This window comes from Pedobacter sp. HDW13, assembly GCF_011303555.1.
GTDB lineage: Bacteria > Bacteroidota > Bacteroidia > Sphingobacteriales > Sphingobacteriaceae > Pedobacter.
Window position 1 is genome coordinate 1,371,360 of the sequence record NZ_CP049868.1, and the last position, 20,073, is coordinate 1,391,432.

Genomic DNA, 20,073 nt, shown 5'->3' on the forward strand with positions numbered 1-20,073 from the left:
CCTCTGGAGAAGTGAGCTGCTGAAATAAATTCAGCATGACGTGAACTTATGCTAATCTATTTACCAAGTCTCTTAATCATTTCCGCACTTAAATCCCTGCCATCATTCAGCCGGTTGGCAAAAAACGATTTGGCGGCTTCAAAATGTGCTTTATAGCCATTAATATCGCCATAACCAATTATTGAAGCCCACTCGTGCACAGCAGTATGGAATTCGAGGTCATCGCCGCGAATGGATTTATCGTACAAAGCCGTTTGGATCGATTCTTCGAGCATTTCCTTGTTTTTGAAAAGATACTCGGCAATACCCAGTCTCAGTTTAAACGGTGGGGTTTGGCAAATCAGGTTATCGTAAGGGTTTACTCCCATTTTATACCAAGCATACACCATACTTAGCAAACTTAAATGCGAATTGGGTTTCTGTTTATGGTCTGCATCCGAAAGACTGAATTCTTTCATGATGTTATCGTCAAGCAGCAACAACTGGCGGCTTTCGTGAAACACAAAATCGCGGGCAGCATAAATTTTCTCCCTGAACTCGACTTCATTTTCGCAGATCATGAGTTTATAGAGTTCAGATTCGGCCTGGGCATAATATTTTACCTGCTTTTGCGCATAAGGGTTTAATATGGCCAAACCAGCATAGATGTGAGATTTGTAGCTAAAAATCCTTAGCGTGGTTAAAATCTTTACATTATCAATCCCTCCGGCATAGGCAGGGTTATCCCATGGGAAAAAACCGGCATTTTTCCAGGCAGAGCCCATGCTTTCGAAACCCATGTGGGTAACGGCCTGTGTATCGGCCACAATGCGGTCGTGCTCGCGGTAATCGTCCATCTCAATGATGTTCGACTTTAAAGATTGATAAATTTCCAACGCTTTAGCGTAAACCTCATCGGTAGCACGGTGGCGCACCACCACCAGGGTCTGCCCCTCCGGACTAAAAGCCGGGCCATGCAAAGAATGGCAGGTTACAATCTGGGTGTCGGGCGGAAGGTGTTTTTCAAAAGCGGCAATTTCGGGATGTTTAACTGATGTTTGGCCCGAAACAATTGCACCATATTTGGTAGAGCGTGCAAAAGTAGCCACCACCTCATCAATTTTTTCGGCTTCAACGCAGTAAATTATAAAATCAGATTTGCGTGCCACTTCATGCCCATCGATTAAGACTTCAATTCCTTTAGGCTCGAGCTCATTTTTTAAATCTGTAAAACGCAAAGGCATATCTGCCCCGCATACTTTATAACCAGCGTTTACAAACGATACAGCATACAATTTGCCCATATCGCCTAAACCAATAATTCCTATTTGCATGAAACAAATGTAACCTATCGCACATAATTTTATAATAAAACTTCGATAAAATTGTTATTTAACATGTTAAACACAAACATATTTGTCTTTCACCCCTAAACTTCACATAAAAATATTAACCGGGAAATGGATAAAAATGTAGTTTTACACGATAACACCTATATTTAAACTATGCAAAAAATTAAACACACCCTACTGTTTTTAGGCGCTATGCTATTTGTAAACTTTGCGTTTGGGCAAACTTTACCTGACACGACAAAGAATACAGACCCATCATTAAATGGCCAGTATCAGTTCATGTTAAAGAAATCGAAAAGCTTCAATGGTGCAAGGCTGATTAACCCCAACCGGTTATCGTCTTTATGGAAAAGTGTTAACGATACGCTACGGAAAGAACGTAAGCAATTGCAGGAAGCCAGACAAGAAATTAAGGCCCAGGCTGGTAATATTTCGAGTTTAAAAGGCGAGGTTACCGGAAAAGAAAGCTCGCTGGTTACAGCCAATGCTTCGGTTAACGAAATTAAGTTTTTAGGAATTGCTTTCGATAAGGGCACCTATAACACCATTGTTTGGTCAATTATCATTGTACTGGGCCTTGGCCTGGCCTTTATTATTTTCCAATCGGGTAAATTAAGGCACGAAGCCAAATACCGTACGGAGCTTTACCAGGAAGTGGCCGATGAATTTCAGGCACACAAGGTTAAGGCTAAAGATAAAGAGATGAAACTTGCCCGTGAGCTGCAGGATGAGCGTAATAAATGGGACGAAGGCAGAGGCAGATAACTTGGTCTAATTGATTGAATTTTGAATGATTGAATGATTTAGCGTTACTCAATCATTCAAAATTAATTTTGTCCAATCACAGATCTCTCCCCGCCTGTACGGGCAGGCATTCCGCTACGCTCAGTCGAGATGACGTGACGAGTCTAAGGATCGGGATTTAATTCTTCAAGCTATACTTCAATCCAACCTCAAACTCTCCATTACTGTAATTCTGCATTTTTGAAGTATTGGTTGTGTACTGAAATAAAATAGAAAACTGATTTTTATAGTTAGCACCAAAGCCTCCGGTAAAGCTATTGGTACTGTGGTAAATGCCATTCAACATCAATTTTTGATCTAAAAACTGAAGGTTTACCCCTGCATCAAAAATACCATCATAGTTCTGCACCCCACGATAAACCAATTTAGGTTCAATGCTGTTGATTAGCTTATCGGTAGTAAACTTATAGCCAGCGGCCAGAAAATAGATAGACCGATCAACAACGTTTCTAACCTGATCTCTTTTAAAAAACCTTTTCAGGTTGGGCAAAGCGCCCTGAATAGTTAATTTATCTGTACGGTATGCTACACCGAAATCGCCATCCAGATATAATTTACGGTCGTTAAAACTATTGAGTACATCATCGTCGAGATCTCCCTTTACCTTACCAAAATCTACCCACTCGTTCATAATCCCTGCCGACAAACCAAAATCGATAAATTCGCTGCCACCGTTTAAAGGTAAATGATATGCATAAGTTACCGTTGCCCTTGTGCGGTTAATGGCACCGGCACCTTCGTTATAAAAAAGCACCCCCAAGCCCACCTTATCATTTTGCAGACCGTAATCGCCGGTTAAATACTGAATGCGGGGGCCACCATCTACCCCCGTCCATTGGGTTTTGAGGGCAGCATTGAGGTTCAGTCCTTTCTCTACACCAGCCATTGCCGGATTGGCCAAAAACTGGTTCTGGTAATAAATGCTCCCCATGGGGTTGAGTTGGGCGAATGCCGGTATCGCAAATAAAAACAACAGCCCTGCTAAAATACTTTTCACTCTTCTCATGCTGTTACTTTTTATATAAAATAGATATAAACCCTTTAACTGTACCTTCGGCGCCTAAATCGAGTATGTAATAATAGGTATCTTCGGCAAGGGCCGATCCGTTTACATAGCCATCCCAGTTGTTCTTGTAATTTACTGCCGAATAAAGCATCCGCCCTCCCCTGTCGAAAATAGTGAGCTTATTGTTGGGGTATTTCTCCAGGCCTTTAATCACAAAAAAATCGTTCTTACCATCGCCGTTTGGCGTAAGGATATTATTTACAATGCTTACCTCCGCCTGGGTATTGATAATTAGAAAAGGCTGTAAAAACCCTTGTGTTAAACTGGTATTGGTAACCTGAAAAGATTGAACCAATACCATTTCGCCAATGCTGAAATCGTATAACTGGTTATTGATTTTACCATAACCGCTTGCCGAATTAAGCACATAAGGTAAGCTTTGCGCTTTAACCCCGCGACCAAAAAAGAGAAGCACCAGAAAAACAAACAGGCAATATGTTCTTTTCATCGTTCTTAATTTAAAGAGATCCAGGCCGAGCCATCGCTTTGGATGGTATATGCTTTTGCACCGCTAATGGTGGTAATAGTTGTATCGTCGTTCATGGTAATGGCATTGTTTAAGGTAACATTACCTGTTGACAAGGCTTTTACGATAACATAAATCCTGCCCTTGCAGGTTGATGCCCCGGGCAAATTTAAAGTAAGCGGAAGTCCGGTATTTTTTAGCCTCACGGTATAATGACTGGCATCAAGCGATAACGTTCCGCCTGTGGTATAGGTTAAAATACTTGCCGAAACCGAGCCATTTACGTTTAGCGTGCTGGCACTTGCCGGAGCATAGGTGGTTGATATAGCTGCATTACTGCCATTGAGGGTTAAAGTTCCGCCATCTGCAGTCATGCTACCCGCAATTAGCGGATAGATTGTATTGGTATTGGCAATGGCCAAGATGTTATTTACACTGGTACTGGCGCTGCCAGCGTTGCTACCAATAAAAATGTTTCCCGAACCATTGTTTTTTGATCCGGCAGCATAACCTACGGCCGTATTGTTATCGCCATTACTAGCCTCTAAAGCCAAACTACCAATAGCTGTATTGTTAATGCCGCTACCGTTAGCCATTAAGGTATGGGTACCAAATGCACTGTTGTTCGAGCCTACTGTACTTATACTTAAAGCCTGCGAACCAAAGCCACTGTTGTTGATACCACTGAAACTCCTTTGCAACACCAGATAACCAAAAGCACTGTTTTCGTAACCTGAAATGTTTAACGAAAGCGCCTCTTTACCAAATGCACTGTTGTAAAAGCCCGAAACATTGCTTGCAATGGTTTTATAGCCGTAAGCAACATTGCTTTCTGCCGAATTGCCCAAACGACCCGATTTTTGTCCGTTTACCAAAAAGTTAATGGCCACATCATCGGTATTACCTAAAAAATTATTGGTTTGATCTACATTCCCCGTATTCCCTTTTAATGCCCAGGCATTTGCATTGGCAAATAAAGTACGGCTAATTAATTCGGGTTTACCTGTAATGGCATTGGTAATGTATACTTTGTTAGCATCGGCAATACCAGCAGTGGTTAGTTTTGCAACGGTTACGGATGCATCGGTCAGTTTTGATGTGGTTACCGAACCATCTGCCAGCTGCAGAGTATTCACTGCTGCATCATCGATATTTACTGTTTTAACTTCTTTGTTGCCAATTTTTACGGAGGTAACCGCCGCATCGGCCAGTTTTGGTGTAGTAACTGAACCATCTGTCAGTTGCAGGGTATTCACTGCTGCATCATCAATATTGATATTTTTAACTTCTTTATTTCCGATTTTTACTGAAGTAACTGCCGCATCAGCTAGCTTTGGAGTAGTAACCGCACCATCTGTCAGTTGCAGGGTATTTACTGCTGCATCGCCAATATTGATATTCTTTACTTCTTTATTGCCAATTTTCACCGAAGTAACTGCTGCATCAGCCAGCTTGGGCGTGCTTATGGCTCCATCGGCTATTTTTAATGTGGTAACGGCAGCATCGGCCAGTTTAACGGTTGTTACTGCGCCGGCATTAATATCAATAACCACATCTTTCAGCAAGGCTGAAGTACCGTTGGCACTAACAGCTAAATCGGTAGAGGTTAAACTTTTGGCTCCAGCCAGTTGGGCAACATCTAATGTAACCGGTTTCCAGGCTGTTCCATCGAACAGTAAAACCTGGTTATTGGCTGGTATAGCTACACTTAATGTTTTCCCCTGTAAATTCGCAATAGTGGGATTGGGATAATTACCTGTTAAATCACCTCCTGCAACCCCGGTTGAAGGTCCAACCGGCCCTACCGGACCGACATCTCCTTTATCGCCCTTATCTCCTTTTACACCTTGTATGCCTTGAATTCCAGCGGGGCCTGTAACGCCGGGATCTCCTTTAGCACCAGTTGCTCCCTGTGCACCGGTAGCACCGGTTAAACCAATCGGCCCTTGAGCTCCTGTTGCCCCTGCAACACCTGCCGGCCCCTGAGGTCCGGCAACTCCTGCTACACCTTGCGTACCTGCAGGCCCTGTTGCCCCGGTATCGCCTTTTGGTCCAGCAGGGCCATTAGCTGCATACAATGCATATGGAACACTCAATAACTGAGCTGTTCCGGCTAAACTAAAGTTGGTTCCATTATCGGGATCGATTTCTACTTTTACAAATTTTAATCCGCTAGCCCAGGTTACCCCGACCAGAGTACCGCTTACCGAAGTTGCCCCGCTCGAGCCAATTGCTACTGCATAAAGCCCGTAAGCATTGGTTACCACATTTCTGACTTCGCTGTACTGCGCAGTTCCGGTTGATGATCCATCCAGTATACTGATTCGCAGCGATATGCTCTTGTTTGCCAGTGGTGTACCATTAGCATTCCTTGCTGCTCCCTGATAGTTAAATTGCTGTGGCGCCTGCGCCTTAACAGCCAGTGCCAGGCCGAAGCTCAGCAATGCGATAAGTAAAAGTTTTTTCATGAACCGGGATGAGATCTAAATTGCAAGGCTTCAAACAAAAAATAAGGGCCTTACGTTCAAATCTACTAATTAGTATATCCCGTTATGTCTACTTTACACAAAAGACTATTCACCAAGACAACGCAACACTCAAAATACTGACAATCAACACGATAATCAGTATCTTATTTTGCATTTTTACACCAACACCCTATTTTTGGGATATTTTCGTTCTGAAAACAGAAGAAAAAACACTTCAAATACTGCATTCAGGCTATATTTACCGACAATAAGCGTTACATCAACTGTTAAGTTTCTGAAGGAAAAGATATTCCCTTAATGTTGCGATACAAATCAACCGCGTATAAATCGGTCATTCCCGACACAAAATCCAGCACACTCTGAATAATAGAATAGATATCGGTTAAATCGGTATGATATTGTTTGGGAATAAGCTTAACCAATTTTTTATAGTAGTGGGTATTGTTGTGGATCAATGCCGGAACAAACTCTTCCAATAAACCAGCCATAATTTTATAACCAGCTACTTCTTTCTGAATCACTGACGAGAAATTATAGATACGCTCTACAGATATTTTTTCGACTGCTTTCCAGGCCGACAAATAAGGTTCGGGGATCATATCGGTTAAACTCTGGTTCAGTTCGCCACGCAATAGCCTTTCTTGCTCGTTAAAAAAGATACCTGCACATAAATTGGTTAATGTATTAATGGCTTTTGCTCTTAGCAAACCAATTTTTGCATCATCATCTTCATAATCATGTTTCAACCGGTCTTCGATGGTTTTAGAATTTGCAAAAGGCAACAGGTAATTTTTTACTTCCTCGTACGAAAGGATTTTTAAACGGTGGGCATCTTCCAGATCGATAATACTGTAACAAATATCATCAGCAGCCTCAACGAGATAAACCAATGGATGGCGTTTGTAAATGAGGTATTCGCTTTGTTCCTGCTCTAGCTTAAGCTCGGCAGCAATCTTTTTAAAACTATCTTCTTCTGATTGAAAGAAACCATATTTTTTACGGTGCAACAATCCTTTCTGCTTGCCTGCAATAGAGGCACACGGATATTTGGCTATTGAAGCTAAGGTAGAATAGGTTAATGCATAAGCATCGTTACCCTTGCCTTTTAACGGATGGGTAAGAATGCGGATGGCATTGGCATTTCCTTCAAAATTAATTAAATCGTGCCATTGTGCCTCGCTCATTTCTTTCTGGTAAACTTTACCGTCACCATCGGTAAAATAGCGCGAAATTGCAGCTTCGCCCGAGTGACCAAAAGCAGGATTGCCTAAATCGTGGGCCAATGCAGCAGCGGCCACAATATTACCTACTTCGTTAATTAAAGGAACTTCTTTAATCAGGGCAGGGTTATGCTCCTCAACACTTTTAAGAAAAATATTGGCCATGGAGCGGGCAACACTCGCTACTTCTAAACTATGGGTTAGGCGGTTGTGCACAAAAACACTCCCTGGCAATGGAAAAACCTGGGTTTTATTTTGCAATCTTCTAAAGGGAGACGAAAAAATCAGGCGGTCGTAATCGCGCTGAAAATCTGAACGGGCTCTGTCGGTGCTGGCACCGTATTGTTCTTGTCCAAACCTTTTATTCGAAAGTAAATATTTCCACTCCATTGCTCAGTTTAATTTTGGGCGAAGTTAAGGATTAGCGGGATTTAATAAAACCTGAGGACAAACTTTCTAAACCGGTTTATATTGGGAGTATAAGCTCTCCTACTGTTCTTCGTAATGATAAGTCAATCCGCCATCAACAAAATAAGTTGAGCCCGTAACATACCGGGCATCATCAGAAGCCAGAAAAGCCACAATGCCTGCAACATCTTCGGGCGTACCCAGCTTTTTCATCGGAATATTGTCCAATAACTTTGCTAACTTCTCCTTATCGTTTAAAAGCGATTTATTGATGGGTGTAGCGATAGCACCCGGTGCCACATTATTTACCCTGATATTGAAAGGAGCCAGCTCTGTTGCAAGGTTACGGGTTAACATTTTTAAGGCACCTTTACTGGCACAATAAGGTGCAAAATGCGGAAAAACGATTTCTTCGTGCACCGAACTCATATTTACAACTACTCCAGCAATCTTGTTGGCTATACAGTGTCTAACGAAAGCCTGGGTACCAAAAAACAGTCCTTTTAAATTGGTGTCCATTACCAGATCAAAATCGGCCTCTGTTACCTCCCAAAAGTTATGGTTCTTTTCAACACCCGCATTGTTTACCAAAATATCCAATTTGCCGTATGCTTTTATGGCATTGGCAACTAAACTGGTTACACTTTCTACCTGACTAATATCTGCTTCTAAAAAAACAGCTCGTCTACCCAGGGCTTTAATTTCGGCAATTAGTTTTTCGCCACGTTCATCCAGCTTTCTTCCGTTTAAAATAATATCGGCACCTTCGGCTGCTAAACGTAAGGCGCATGCAGCACCAATTCCCTGACTGCTACCTGTAACTAAAGCTACTTTATTCTTAAATCTTTCCATTATCTGATCATTAACTGATTATAAAAGTGCCACTAAAGCCGTCCACCCGGTTTGATGACTTGCACCTAAACCTTTTCCATTATCGCCGTTAAAATATTCGTAAAACAGCATATAATCCTTAAAGTGTTCATCGTGGTTAAACTTTGCGCACCCACCAAAAACAGCTCTTTCTCCCTTTTCGTTTTTTAAAAAGATATTTTTTAACCGTTTACCCAATAAATCGGCTATTTCAGCAAGCGAATAATAGGTATTGCTACCTGTTGGATATTCTACCCTAAAATCGTCGGTGTAATATTCGTGAAAATGCTTCAGTGCATCAATCAACAGGTAATTAATGGGAAACCAAATGGGGCCTCTCCAGTTGCTGTTACCGCCAAACATACCCGTATCGCTTTCTGCCGGAATATATTTAACAGAATAATCGTTACCATTTAACCAATAACTGTATGGCTCAGTTTCATATTTCTTCGAAATAGAACGGATACCGAACTCTGAGAGGAACTCAGTAGTATCGAGCATACGGCGCAATAACATTTTCATGCGGTGGCCGCGCAACAGCGAAAATAAATGTTTATCGTTACCGCTTTTATCTTCCCAATGGCTCACCAGCTGTACCAAATCGGGTCGTTGAAGCATAAAAGATGCTAGCCGATTTTTAAGTTTAGGTAAATCTTTCCAATCCTGATCGCTAAAAACAATGACAGCAAACATCGGAATCAAGCCTACCAGGGTTCTGAGCCTTAGCCTATCCCAACCACCATCGGGTTTGCGGAGTAAATCGTAATAAAAACCGTCCTGGTCATCCCATAAACCGGTATGGTACTCGCCCATGTTATCAATAGAACCTGCAATAAACAAAAAGTGTTCTGAAAACTTAATGGCCATATCTTCATAAACCGGATTGTGCAGCGCGAGTTCGATACTAATCTGCAGCATATTTAAAGCGTACATTGCCATCCAGCTGGTACCATCGGCTTGCTCTAAAAAGCCACCACCTGGCACCGGCTCGCTCCTGTTAAACACCCCTATGTTATCTAAACCAAGAAAACCGCCTTCAAAAATATTATTACCCTCGCTATCCTTTTGATTTACCCACCAGGTAAAATTAAGCAGCAGCTTCTGAAAAACTTCTTCCAGGAATTTCAGATCACCCTTTCCTTTATTTTTTTTATCCATAATGTAGACCTTGTAAGTGGCCATGGCATGTACCGGCGGATTGGTATCGGTAAAATCCCACTCGTAAGCAGGCAACTGCCCGTTGGGGTGAATATAATTATTGCTAACCAGTAACTTCAGCTGCTGTTTGGCAAAATCAGGATCGATGGGTGCCAGCGCAATACAATGAAAGGCAAGGTCCCAGGCGGCAAACCAGGGATACTCCCACTTATCGGGCATCAGAATAATATCGGCTGCCATAAAATGGCTCCAATGAAAGTTACGTCCGCAAGCCCGCTTTACAGCTGGTTTTGGTAAACCTGTATCGCCCTTTAGCCAAACATTTACATCATAGTTGTAGTATTGCTTGTTCCAAAGTAAGCCCGCCCAGGCCTGGCGTTGCAGCTGTTGCTCCTCTTCACTGCTATTGGCCTTGTATTTATTGGCATAAAACTCATCTGCTTCTTTTTTCCGCAAATCAAAAATCGCATCAAAATTTTCGAAAGGTTTTTCGATTGGTTTAATGGACAGCCTAAGCTTAAAACTCAGACTTTGTTTTGCGGGTACAAGTTTATGGTAATGTACCGCTACCTTAGTTCCGCTCTTAGCCGGATTTACTTCGTTTTCTTTGCCGTTAACAACGTAATTATTAATGCCATCCTTTACATAAGGCGAAACATTGGCCGATTGATACAAACGCTCATTGTTGCTTTCGTTATTGGTAAATAAAAAATCAGGATCACCATCTGCATAGGCGTACATTTTGCCCTGCTTTTCTGAATGGAAAAGTAACTCGTTTTCGCCTAGATAATTTATAGCGGGTTTGGCAGCGCTCCCCTCCCAACTCCAGTTGTTGCGGTACCACAACTGAGGTAACAAATGAATTTCTGCATCTTCGTTACCGCGATTACTAACGGAATAATGTACTAAAATATCGTCTTCTTCATTTTTGGCGTAAGTGATAAACACATCAAAATATTTATCCTGATCAAAAATTCCGGTATCTATGAGTTCAAATTCTGGGTCTTGCCTTGTTCCCCTGGCATTTTCGGTTAACAGTTGCGTATATGGAAAAGCTGATTGTGGGTATTTATACAACATTTGCATGTAGGTATGCGCTGGTGTATTATCCAGATAGTAATAAATTTCCTTTACATCTTCTCCGTGGTTACCTTCTCCATTGTTTAACCCGAAAAGACGTTCTTTTAAAATGGCATCCTTACCGTTCCAAAGTGCAAGCCCCAAACATAACAATTGCTGATCGTCGCTAAAACCTGCCAACCCCTCTTCTCCCCATCTAAAAGCCTTGCTTCTGGCACTATCGTGTGTAGTATAGCTCCAGGCATCGCCATTATTACTGTAATCTTCGCGTATGGTTCCCCATTGCCTTTCTGATACATACGGTCCCCATTTGAGCCAGTTTGCACGGCTTTGGTACTGTGCGTCAATTCTACTTTGTTCGGCATTTTCCATAAGGAATGTTTAAGATTTTTAGGCCTAAATTAATATGTACGTTAAATATCAAATATTTAATGCATTAAATACTAAAAGTTATGTCAGGAAAACGCCAACAAAAATCAAACCTTTTAATTAATGAAACGTTCTATATACAAATATTCAATGGCAGGATTATGAAAACGAGTATCTATAATAAAGCAGAGCATTTGGAAGGTTATATAGGTAAGGAAGGCAACAGTGAAGAAAAATCGGAAGTGCAAAAAGCTTATGAAGCCGGCAATAAGGGCAATGAAGTAACTAGTTTTGGTAAAGAAACCATAGCGCGGTACAATGCAGAAACCATGCACCTTGATAAAACAATGCCCAGGGATGGGTTCGACAATACGGGTACGCAGGGCGCCGATTCATTGAGCGACGATGCTTACAACAGCCCGGATAAGCACCCCACAGTAAAAAGTGCCGAAAGCCATACCGGCAGCTCATCTGAAGATTTTAAAACTAAACCGGGCATTAATGAGGTCGATGAGGATCATGCGCTAGATACCGGAATATAAAAAATAAAGCTATGGGACTACTAAAATACGCCATACTGGGTACAGCAGCTGTATACGGGTTAAAATATCTGACTAAGAAAAGGAGCGCTGATGGCAAATCTTTGGCAGATGATATTAAAACGAAAGCCAGCATATACCTCAACCAAGCGAGTAATTTCGGTGAAAGAGTAAGGCACGACTACAGGCAAACCAGCGATCTATACTGACAGGATTTGAAAGTTTACAGACACAAAAAATTGATATATATCAAGATATTTATCAATGAGAACTTGTAAATTGATGAGATGTTTGTGAAATTTGCGCTGCTGTAGGATTCGCGACAAAGATTAACTAAAAAGATCATTAACAACTAAAATTTAAGGGCATTTTGCTACTTGATTAACGCAATTCAGTTGTGGAATTCTACTTAATTTCCATCTACCGGAAAAGCATTAAAAATTTAAAAGGGATTATTCTTTACGGATATTCCCTTTTTAATTCGGGATAGTACAAATGTTATATTATAACGGTTAACAAGCCATTTGCTATCTTACACCTTTGCTCTGGTTGTTTCGGGGATTGCTATCTACATCATTTTTATCAGATCCGTTTCTTTCTCTATGCTGAGGCGGGTTTTCCATCCTGCTTTTTTCGAGCTCAGAAAAATCACCATCTTTTTGATTAGCCACTTCGCCATGCGATGGCTGTTTTTTATTTGCTGTTTCATCTGGGTTGGCAAAATCCTGCCCAATTACCGACGGGTCGTTTTCTGTTTTTACTTGCTTTTTCATATCAGTAAAACCACGAAATAAAGCTTTTGTTCTAAAATGCGGGCACAAAAAAAGTCCTGGCTTACACCAGGACTTTCTCATTTCTTTTAAAATCAATTAAACTTTGATTTCAACTTCAACACCGCTAGGTAATTCAAGTTTCATTAAAGCATCAACTGTTTTAGAGTTAGAGCTATAAATATCCAATAAACGTTTGTAAGCGCATAATTGGAATTGCTCTCTAGCTTTTTTGTTTACGTGTGGAGAACGTAATACAGTAAAGATTTTTTTCTCTGTAGGAAGTGGAATTGGACCACTTACAACTGCACCCGTAGGCTTAACAGTTTTTACGATTTTCTCAGCAGATTTATCTACTAAGTTGTAATCGTAAGATTTTAATTTAATTCTGATTCTTTGGCTCATCTTGTTTTTAATTATGGTTTCCTGTTAGAGCTATTAACAACAGAAACCGGATTTATCTTAGTGTGATTTCACCGATTTAATGATTACACCGATTTCAGTTATCCATCGGTGTAATCTCATTAATCTGTGTAATCCTTTTATTAGTCTTCAGATTTAACTCTTCCTTTAGATTTCGCTACTACTTCGTCCTGTACGTTTTTAGGCGCTGGCTCATAGTGATCGAATTCCATTGTAGAAGTTGCACGGCCTGAAGTGATGGTACGTAACTGAGTTACATAACCGAACATTTCTGAAAGTGGCACCAATGCTTTGATAACCTGTGCACCGTTACGGGTATCCATACCTTGTAACTGACCACGACGACGGTTCATATCACCGATAACATCACCCATGTTTTCTTCAGGGGTTAAGATTTCGATTTTCATGATTGGTTCCATCAACGAAGGTTTACATTTAGGTAAAGCCTCACGGTATGCCATACGGGCAGCAAGCTCGAATGATAAAGCATCTGAATCGACTGCGTGGAATGAACCATCAATCAAACGTACTTTCATATCAGGAAGCGGGTAACCAGCTAATACACCGTTCGCCATTGCAGAAGCAAATCCTTTCTCAACTGAAGGGATAAATTCACGAGGAATTGAACCACCTACAATTTCGTTTACAAACTGTAATCCGCCTTTTTCAAAATCTGCATCAATTGGAGAGATAACAACTTTGATATCGGCAAATTTACCACGACCACCTGATTGTTTTTTGTAAACTTCGCGGTGTTCCGTAGTACCGAAGATAGCCTCTTTGTATGCTACTTGTGGCGCACCTTGGTTAACCTCTACTTTAAATTCGCGTTTTAAACGGTCAATTAAGATATCTAAGTGAAGCTCACCCATACCAGAAATTACAGTCTGACCAGTTTCCTGATCTGTTTGTACTCTGAATGTAGGATCTTCTTCAGCCAGTTTAGATAAGCCCATACCTAATTTATCAACGTCAGCCTGAGTTTTAGGCTCAATAGCTAAACCGATAACCGGATCAGGGAATACCATCGACTCAAGAACGATTGGGTGTTTCTCATCACAAAGGGTATCACCAGTTTTGATATCTTTAAATCCAACTACAGCAGCAATATCACCGGCAGCCACGTTAGGCACAGGGTTTTGCTTGTTAGCGTGCATTTGGAAGATACGTGAAATACGCTCTTTACTTTCTGAACGGGTATTGTAAATGTAAGAACCAGCTTCCAAGTTACCTGAATAAACACGGATAAAGCATAAACGGCCTACAAATGGGTCAGTTGCAATTTTAAATGCTAAAGCTGCAAATGGCTCATCAATACTTGGTTTCAATAAAACTTCTTCGTTAGTATCAGGGTTAGTACCTACAACACCTTCTGAATCTAAAGGTGAAGGCAATAACTCCATTACATAATCCAACATGGTTTGAACACCTTTGTTTTTGAAAGATGAACCACACACCATAGGAACGATTTTAGCATCTAAAACAGCTGCACGTAAAGCATCTAAAACTTCACGCTCAGTGATGGTTTCAGGAGCATCGAAGAATTTCTCCATTAGAGACTCATCATAATCAGCAACTGATTCTAATAATTTCTCTCTCCACTCAGCAACCTCATCAATCATATCATCAGGAATTGGCACTTCAGTAAAGGTCATACCTTTATCGTGCTCGTTCCAAACGATACCACGGTTGTTGATCAAATCAACCACACCTTTAAACTGATCTTCAGCACCGATAGGTAATTGCAAAGGAACTGCATTACTACCTAACATATCTTTAACCTGCTTAACAACTTTTAAGAAGTCAGCACCAGAACGGTCCATTTTGTTAACGAAACCGATACGGGCAACATTATAGTTGTTAGCTAAGCGCCAGTTAGTTTCTGATTGAGGCTCAACACCATCAACAGCAGAAAACAAGAACACTAAACCATCTAATACACGTAACGAGCGGTTTACCTCTACGGTAAAATCCACGTGTCCCGGTGTATCGATAATGTTCATGTGATAGTTCTGGTTTCTGTATTTCCAGTTAACTGTTGTTGCAGCAGAAGTAATGGTAATACCACGCTCTTGCTCTTGTGCCATCCAGTCCATTGTTGCAGCACCTTCGTGCACCTCACCAATTTTATGACTTACACCAGCATAATAAAGGATACGCTCAGTTGTGGTAGTTTTACCAGCATCAATGTGAGCCGCAATTCCAATATTTCTTGTAAATTTTAAATCTCTTGCCATGTTATGTTTTTGATTTATCTGATTTTAAATGATTGCACCGATTATGTAGAAACAAATCGGTGCAAATTATCTAATCAGTATAATCTTCTAATTAAATCTGTGTAATCTTACTAGTCTGTTAATCCTAAAACTAGAATCTGAAGTGAGAGAACGCTTTGTTAGCCTCAGCCATTTTGTGCGTATCTTCTTTCTTCTTAACAGCAGCACCTTCACCTTTAGCAGCAGCTACGATTTCACCAGCTAATTTCTCTTTCATGGTTTTTTCACCACGACGACGAGCGTATAAAATTAACCATTTCATACCTAAAGCTGTTTTACGCTCTGGTCTAACCTCAGTTGGAACCTGAAAGTTAGCACCACCAACACGACGAGATTTAACCTCTACAGCTGGCATAATGTTAGTTAATGCACGTTTGAATACCTCTAAACCGTTTTCACCTGCTTTTTTCTCAGCAATTTCAACAGCATCGTAAAAGATTGAGTAAGCGATAGATTTTTTTCCATCGTACATCATATTGTTTACAAAACGAGTTACCTGAACATCATTGAATTTTGGATCAGGAAGAATAATTCTCTTTTTTGGTTTTGACTTTCTCATTTCTTATTTCCTCCCGATTATTTCTTTTTACCTTTTGTTGGCGCCGCAGCTACTTGTCCTGGTTTAGGGCGTTTAGTACCATATTTAGAACGACGTTGGTTACGACCAGCTACACCTGATGTATCTAATGCACCACGAATGATGTGGTAACGTACACCTGGTAAATCTTTAACACGACCACCACGGATCAATACGATAGAGTGTTCCTGTAAGTTGTGACCTTCTCCAGGGATGTAAGCATTCACCTCTTTACCGTTCGTTAAACGAACACGGGCTACTTTACGCATTGCTGAGTTTGGTTTTTTAGGGGTAGTGGTGTACACACGTGTACATACACCTCTTCGCTGTGGACAGCTGTCCAACGCTGGAGACTTACTCTTGAACTCCAGTGCTACTCTACCTTTTCTAACTAATTGTTGAATGGTTGGCATTGTGCTTTTTTATGTTTTTTTATTAAAAAATTTACCGCTCCCCGGCATCTTTACAGATAGCCCATAAAACGGACTGCAAAAGTAGAACAATTCTTTTTAAAAATCAAGGGGTTAGCGTAAAAAGTTTGGAGCCCGGAGTTTTTAGTTTAGAGTTGAAGATTAAGGAGTTGTGAGACAGTTTGCAGTTTTTAGTTTTGGGTTGGCCATTTCCAATTCTTCAATACCTTAATATGATTGTCCTGGCGATTAGCTTTTGAAGCATCAAGTTCTTTTCAAACAGGCATAAAAGATTGTTTGAAATACTTTATCTTTAGTAAAAATCTAAATTATATGTTCTTAAGTATCATTGGAATTATCATCATTTTTATTGGCTTTGCTGTTTCTAACCAAAACAATGTTATTGGCCGCTACAGCAATATCGCCAAAATTACAGGCGTGGTTTTGGTAATTATCGGTTTATCCTTTTCTGTGTTTAAAGTGATTGATGCCGGTGAGGTTGGCGTTAAAACAGTTTTTGGGAAAGTAGACAACGATGTTTTGTACAGCGGTTTGAACGTAATTAACCCGATTGCAGTAATCACACCTTTTGATGTTAAAACCCAAAATTATACCATGTCTGGCGTTCATGATGAAGGCAATAAACAAACTGACGATGCACTGCGGGTTTTATCGGCAGATGGACTGGAAGTAATTATTGATCTCTCGGTATTATTCAGGGTTAAAGGAAGTGCAGCTCCACAAATCCTAAGGGAAATTGGAACCGATTACCTGGAAAAGATTGTTCGCCCGGTTTCGCGTACTGCCATTAGAGATAATGCCGTAGCTTATGATGCTGTTGCACTATATTCCAGTAAAAGGGATGAATTTCAGGCTAAAATATTTAACACGATTGAGAAAAGTTTTGCCAAAAGGGGTTTAGAATTAGAGCAGCTTTTAGTGCGTAACATCACCCTTCCCGCATCGGTAAAAGCAAGTATTGAATCTAAAATAAATGCCGAACAGGATGCACAAAAGATGACATTTGTACTTCAAAAAGAACGCCAGGAAGCAGAACGTAAAAGAGTAGAAGCCCAGGGTATTGCCGATTATCAACGTATTCTTTCAACAGGATTGAGTGACAGGCAGCTTCAGTATGAATCTATATTAGCTCAAAAAGAAATTGCGAAATCGGCAAATACGAAAGTCATTATTATGGGGAATGGTAAAAGTACCCCAATTATTTTAGGCGGAAATTAATTTAAAACACTCAAAACATGAAAACGAAAATCATTACCATCATGCTTTTTAGTATTGCGTACCTGTGTAATGCGCAAACTACTCCGCTTGTTAAAAGAAAGGCAAATGTAGATTTTGATGCTTACGAAAAATTAATACCAGAAGTTAAAGCCCACCGAAAAAGCAGATTGGTCGACTTACCTGCTTTTTTAAAAATGGCAGCAGAAAAGGGCACCATTATTTTAGATACCCGATCAGATAGCTTATATAAAAGAAAACATGTTAAAGGGGCAATACACCTTAACTTCTCTGATTTTACCCAACAAAACCTACTCAGGCTTATCCCTAATGCCGATACCAGAATATTAATCTATTGCAACAACAACTTTGTAGATGACGCAGCCAATTTTGCCAGTAAAACAGTTATTCCTGTCATGGTTAATAAAAAAATCGCAGCCATTTCATTAGCGCTCAACATCCCAACTTACATTAACCTGTATGGTTATGGATACAGAAATGTTTATGAGCTTTCTGAACTGGTAAGCACATTAGATAAAAGAATAACTTTTGAGGGAACGCACGTTAAAAACAGTGCGGTTAACGCTCAGCTAATAAAAGCTAACTAATTACAATCCTTAAAACCATCTTTCAGCACCTTTAACCTGGCTACCGCAGCTTCGAGCTCTTTGGGGGCTTTACCGTATTCGTAGGTAATTTTATATTGCTTACCATCAGCGTTAATGGCGATCCACTCGGCACCACCATCTGCACAATCAGGGCAGCCTATTGTTTCGGGCAGGGCAGCAATTTTCTCCATATTCAGGTCGTTTTTGATGGCATTTACATCTGCCTCAGAAATTGTTTTGCTGCAGGTTTTGGTATCGGATGTCTGGCCGTTTTTTGATTTGGAAAAAGTAAGTTTCAAATCACTGATGAGCAGATTATTGGAGCAATATCCGACACACATCCCAAAAGAAGAGCCATAGCTGATACTATTCAGATTATTGATGCGATCTTTTTTACATCCCGAAAAAGATAAGATTGCACTGAAAGTAATGAAGAGTAAGGTTCTTTTCATAGGCTTAAAATCAATTGGTTTATTAATTATTTTGTTGTTATTAAGGTTTTAAAACAGGGCTTAATTGTTCCGAATTTACGAAAATTGCCCTATAAGCAGGTACTGAAGCTTCTAATGTCCATAATAATACACCTTTTCTATTGGTTAATACCATAATATGCCTTTTCGAACTGCAACACAGTATATTTTCAGGGGTAATCATATAAGCGCTACCCATACGATCGTTATAAATTTGTGGTGGCAACTTAATGTGCATATCTAAAGCCGCGCTTTTGGCCGGTTGGTTTAGCTTAAAGGTGTACACGCCAGATTGATGTTTATCTATCCCATTATCGAAAAACATTAAATTACCTTCTGCGTTTATATGCACGGCATGAGCCTGAGAGAAACCGGCTTCGGCAGGTATCTTAATATCCCCTCCTTTACCAAATTTCCAGATTACTTTGCCCGTTTTCGAATCGATTTTCCAAATCTGTCCGTTATTATAAAAGGAAATGATATAATTTCCATCCGTATCGTAATTTAAACTGTTGGCGTGCATCCAGTCTTTTTTAGTTTTTAACAGCGCCATGTCAGCAAAAGGATCAAGTGCATCAAACACACTCCATTTCCATATCTGTTTTCCTTTCTGATCCATCACCATAATACCGTCGCCATTTATGGTATCTTGCCTGGCACCACCAATATGAGTTAAATCGGTTATCTTGCGGTCAACAAAGAGCGTTACCAATTCGCCCTTACTGTTTTTTAAAATTTCGTGGTGAATGGTTTGTTTAAAATCGCCCTGTCCTTTTTTCAGGTGTAACACGGTATCGCCATTCAGATTAATTTCCAGAATTTGGCTCCCATAGCTTGTAGGTTCATCGTTACTCCCCAAAATAGACAGCAAGGTTTTATCTTTGGTAAAGTTGATTACTTTGAAGCCCATATTATCAATCATGTGGTACCACCTTAATCTTCCTTTATAATCAACCAGATAAGCCATTCCCGGCGAATACCTTTTGTTAATGAGGATTAATCCGTTTTTAAATTCCTTTGGGATCAACTTATCATCAGCACTTTTGGCCTTAAATTGGTCTTTTAACCATTCCGGTAAATCGCGCGATTCGAAAGTATAGGTTTTACTTACTGTTTCGGCACCATTTTTAACTGTTATAACCTGATAAGCATAGCTTGTTTTAGGAATAATGTTGCAAAGTACAAATGTATGGCGACTTTTGTTTTTCGAAATAGGTGAGATCTGCTTTAAAGAATCAGCAATTTTATTGGGCCAGTATTTCACGTACGCATCAACATCCGAACTGGTATTTACGTCAATCTGGATTTTTAATTCATTGTTGTTGTGCAGACCAACCTTAATTTCTTTAATACTACCGTTGTTAGAACAGCCGAAAAGCGCCAGTACAAAAACTAAAACAGCAAATTTTAAAATATACTTCATAAATTTCTGATCATTATATATAATAGGATGTTGCTTGTAAACAAAAAAGAATACATAGCAAAAACTACATATTCTTTTTT

Annotated in this window: 19 protein-coding genes; 5 read left to right on the top strand and 14 right to left on the bottom strand. The window is 40.2% G+C overall.

Going from position 1 to position 20,073, the window contains the following annotated elements; genetic code table 11:
- Window positions 1-56: 56 nt before the first annotated feature.
- On the bottom strand, window positions 57-1,313 hold the full coding sequence (locus G7074_RS05700; RefSeq protein ID WP_124561695.1) for a prephenate dehydrogenase: 1,257 nt from the start codon (window positions 1,311-1,313) through the stop codon (window positions 57-59).
- 171 nt (window positions 1,314-1,484) lie between these two features.
- Between G7074_RS05700 and G7074_RS05705 the strand changes: the two genes are divergently transcribed.
- Window positions 1,485-2,096 (top strand): hypothetical protein, encoded by a 612-nt coding sequence (locus G7074_RS05705; protein ID WP_124561694.1) that lies wholly within the window; start codon window positions 1,485-1,487, stop codon window positions 2,094-2,096.
- A gap of 157 nt (window positions 2,097-2,253) precedes the next feature.
- Here the strand turns inward: G7074_RS05705 and G7074_RS05710 are convergent, their stop codons facing one another.
- The 6 genes from G7074_RS05710 to G7074_RS05735 form a co-directional block, all read right to left on the bottom strand.
- The gene (locus tag G7074_RS05710) at window positions 2,254-3,141 is read right to left on the bottom strand and encodes a PorP/SprF family type IX secretion system membrane protein (RefSeq protein ID WP_166207338.1); all 888 of its coding nucleotides are present in this window, start codon (window positions 3,139-3,141) and stop codon (window positions 2,254-2,256) included.
- 4 nt (window positions 3,142-3,145) lie between these two features.
- Window positions 3,146-3,649, bottom strand: coding sequence for a gliding motility-associated C-terminal domain-containing protein (locus G7074_RS05715; RefSeq protein ID WP_166207341.1), 504 nt, complete (start codon window positions 3,647-3,649; stop codon window positions 3,146-3,148).
- Window positions 3,650-3,654: 5 nt separating this feature from the next.
- Complete coding sequence (locus G7074_RS27765; RefSeq protein ID WP_166207344.1) at window positions 3,655-6,135, bottom strand: hypothetical protein; 2,481 nt, start codon at window positions 6,133-6,135, stop codon at window positions 3,655-3,657.
- A gap of 287 nt (window positions 6,136-6,422) precedes the next feature.
- Window positions 6,423-7,766 (bottom strand): dGTP triphosphohydrolase, encoded by a 1,344-nt coding sequence (gene dgt / locus G7074_RS05725; RefSeq protein ID WP_166207346.1) that lies wholly within the window; start codon window positions 7,764-7,766, stop codon window positions 6,423-6,425.
- A 99-nt stretch (window positions 7,767-7,865) separates the two neighbouring features.
- Entirely contained in the window at window positions 7,866-8,636 is a 771-nt protein-coding gene (locus tag G7074_RS05730; protein ID WP_166207349.1) for an SDR family NAD(P)-dependent oxidoreductase, read from the bottom strand.
- 18 nt (window positions 8,637-8,654) lie between these two features.
- The gene (locus G7074_RS05735) at window positions 8,655-11,264 is read right to left on the bottom strand and encodes a glucosidase (protein ID WP_166207352.1); all 2,610 of its coding nucleotides are present in this window, start codon (window positions 11,262-11,264) and stop codon (window positions 8,655-8,657) included.
- Between the two features lie 158 nt (window positions 11,265-11,422).
- Between G7074_RS05735 and G7074_RS05740 the strand changes: the two genes are divergently transcribed.
- Together G7074_RS05740 and G7074_RS05745 are read left to right on the top strand one after the other, a co-directional pair.
- Window positions 11,423-11,803: a hypothetical protein gene (locus G7074_RS05740; protein WP_166207355.1), complete on the top strand. Its 381-nt coding sequence runs from the start codon at window positions 11,423-11,425 to the stop codon at window positions 11,801-11,803.
- A gap of 11 nt (window positions 11,804-11,814) precedes the next feature.
- On the top strand, window positions 11,815-12,009 hold the full coding sequence (locus G7074_RS05745) for a YtxH domain-containing protein (RefSeq protein WP_124561686.1): 195 nt from the start codon (window positions 11,815-11,817) through the stop codon (window positions 12,007-12,009).
- Window positions 12,010-12,327: 318 nt separating this feature from the next.
- On the opposite strand, the gene G7074_RS05750 is transcribed toward G7074_RS05745, so the two are convergent.
- From G7074_RS05750 to rpsL, 5 genes are all read right to left on the bottom strand, one after another.
- Window positions 12,328-12,573: a hypothetical protein gene (locus G7074_RS05750; protein ID WP_166207358.1), complete on the bottom strand. Its 246-nt coding sequence runs from the start codon at window positions 12,571-12,573 to the stop codon at window positions 12,328-12,330.
- Window positions 12,574-12,669: 96 nt separating this feature from the next.
- Window positions 12,670-12,975, bottom strand: coding sequence for a 30S ribosomal protein S10 (gene rpsJ, locus G7074_RS05755; RefSeq protein WP_008244591.1), 306 nt, complete (start codon window positions 12,973-12,975; stop codon window positions 12,670-12,672).
- Between the two features lie 140 nt (window positions 12,976-13,115).
- Window positions 13,116-15,230, bottom strand: a complete 2,115-nt coding sequence (fusA, locus tag G7074_RS05760; protein WP_124561684.1) for an elongation factor G — start codon at window positions 15,228-15,230, stop codon at window positions 13,116-13,118.
- 130 nt (window positions 15,231-15,360) lie between these two features.
- Window positions 15,361-15,828 carry a 30S ribosomal protein S7 gene (gene rpsG / locus G7074_RS05765; protein WP_025145241.1) on the bottom strand — a complete coding sequence of 156 codons (468 nt, stop codon included), beginning with the start codon at window positions 15,826-15,828 and terminating at the stop codon, window positions 15,361-15,363.
- A 17-nt stretch (window positions 15,829-15,845) separates the two neighbouring features.
- Window positions 15,846-16,259, bottom strand: a complete 414-nt coding sequence (gene rpsL, locus G7074_RS05770; protein WP_008244597.1) for a 30S ribosomal protein S12 — start codon at window positions 16,257-16,259, stop codon at window positions 15,846-15,848.
- Between the two features lie 330 nt (window positions 16,260-16,589).
- Between rpsL and G7074_RS05775 the strand changes: the two genes are divergently transcribed.
- Together G7074_RS05775 and G7074_RS05780 are read left to right on the top strand one after the other, a co-directional pair.
- Complete coding sequence (locus tag G7074_RS05775; protein WP_166207361.1) at window positions 16,590-17,495, top strand: prohibitin family protein; 906 nt, start codon at window positions 16,590-16,592, stop codon at window positions 17,493-17,495.
- A 17-nt stretch (window positions 17,496-17,512) separates the two neighbouring features.
- Window positions 17,513-18,100, top strand: a complete 588-nt coding sequence (locus G7074_RS05780; RefSeq protein ID WP_166207364.1) for a rhodanese-like domain-containing protein — start codon at window positions 17,513-17,515, stop codon at window positions 18,098-18,100.
- Here G7074_RS05780 and G7074_RS05785 read toward each other — a convergent pair.
- Window positions 18,097-18,552, bottom strand: a complete 456-nt coding sequence (locus tag G7074_RS05785; RefSeq protein ID WP_124561681.1) for a hypothetical protein — start codon at window positions 18,550-18,552, stop codon at window positions 18,097-18,099. The two genes, G7074_RS05780 and G7074_RS05785, sit on opposite strands and share 4 nt — an antisense overlap.
- Window positions 18,553-18,592: 40 nt before the next feature.
- Window positions 18,593-19,993: an aryl-sulfate sulfotransferase gene (locus G7074_RS05790; RefSeq protein ID WP_124561680.1), complete on the bottom strand. Its 1,401-nt coding sequence runs from the start codon at window positions 19,991-19,993 to the stop codon at window positions 18,593-18,595.
- Window positions 19,994-20,073 lie beyond the last annotated feature (80 nt).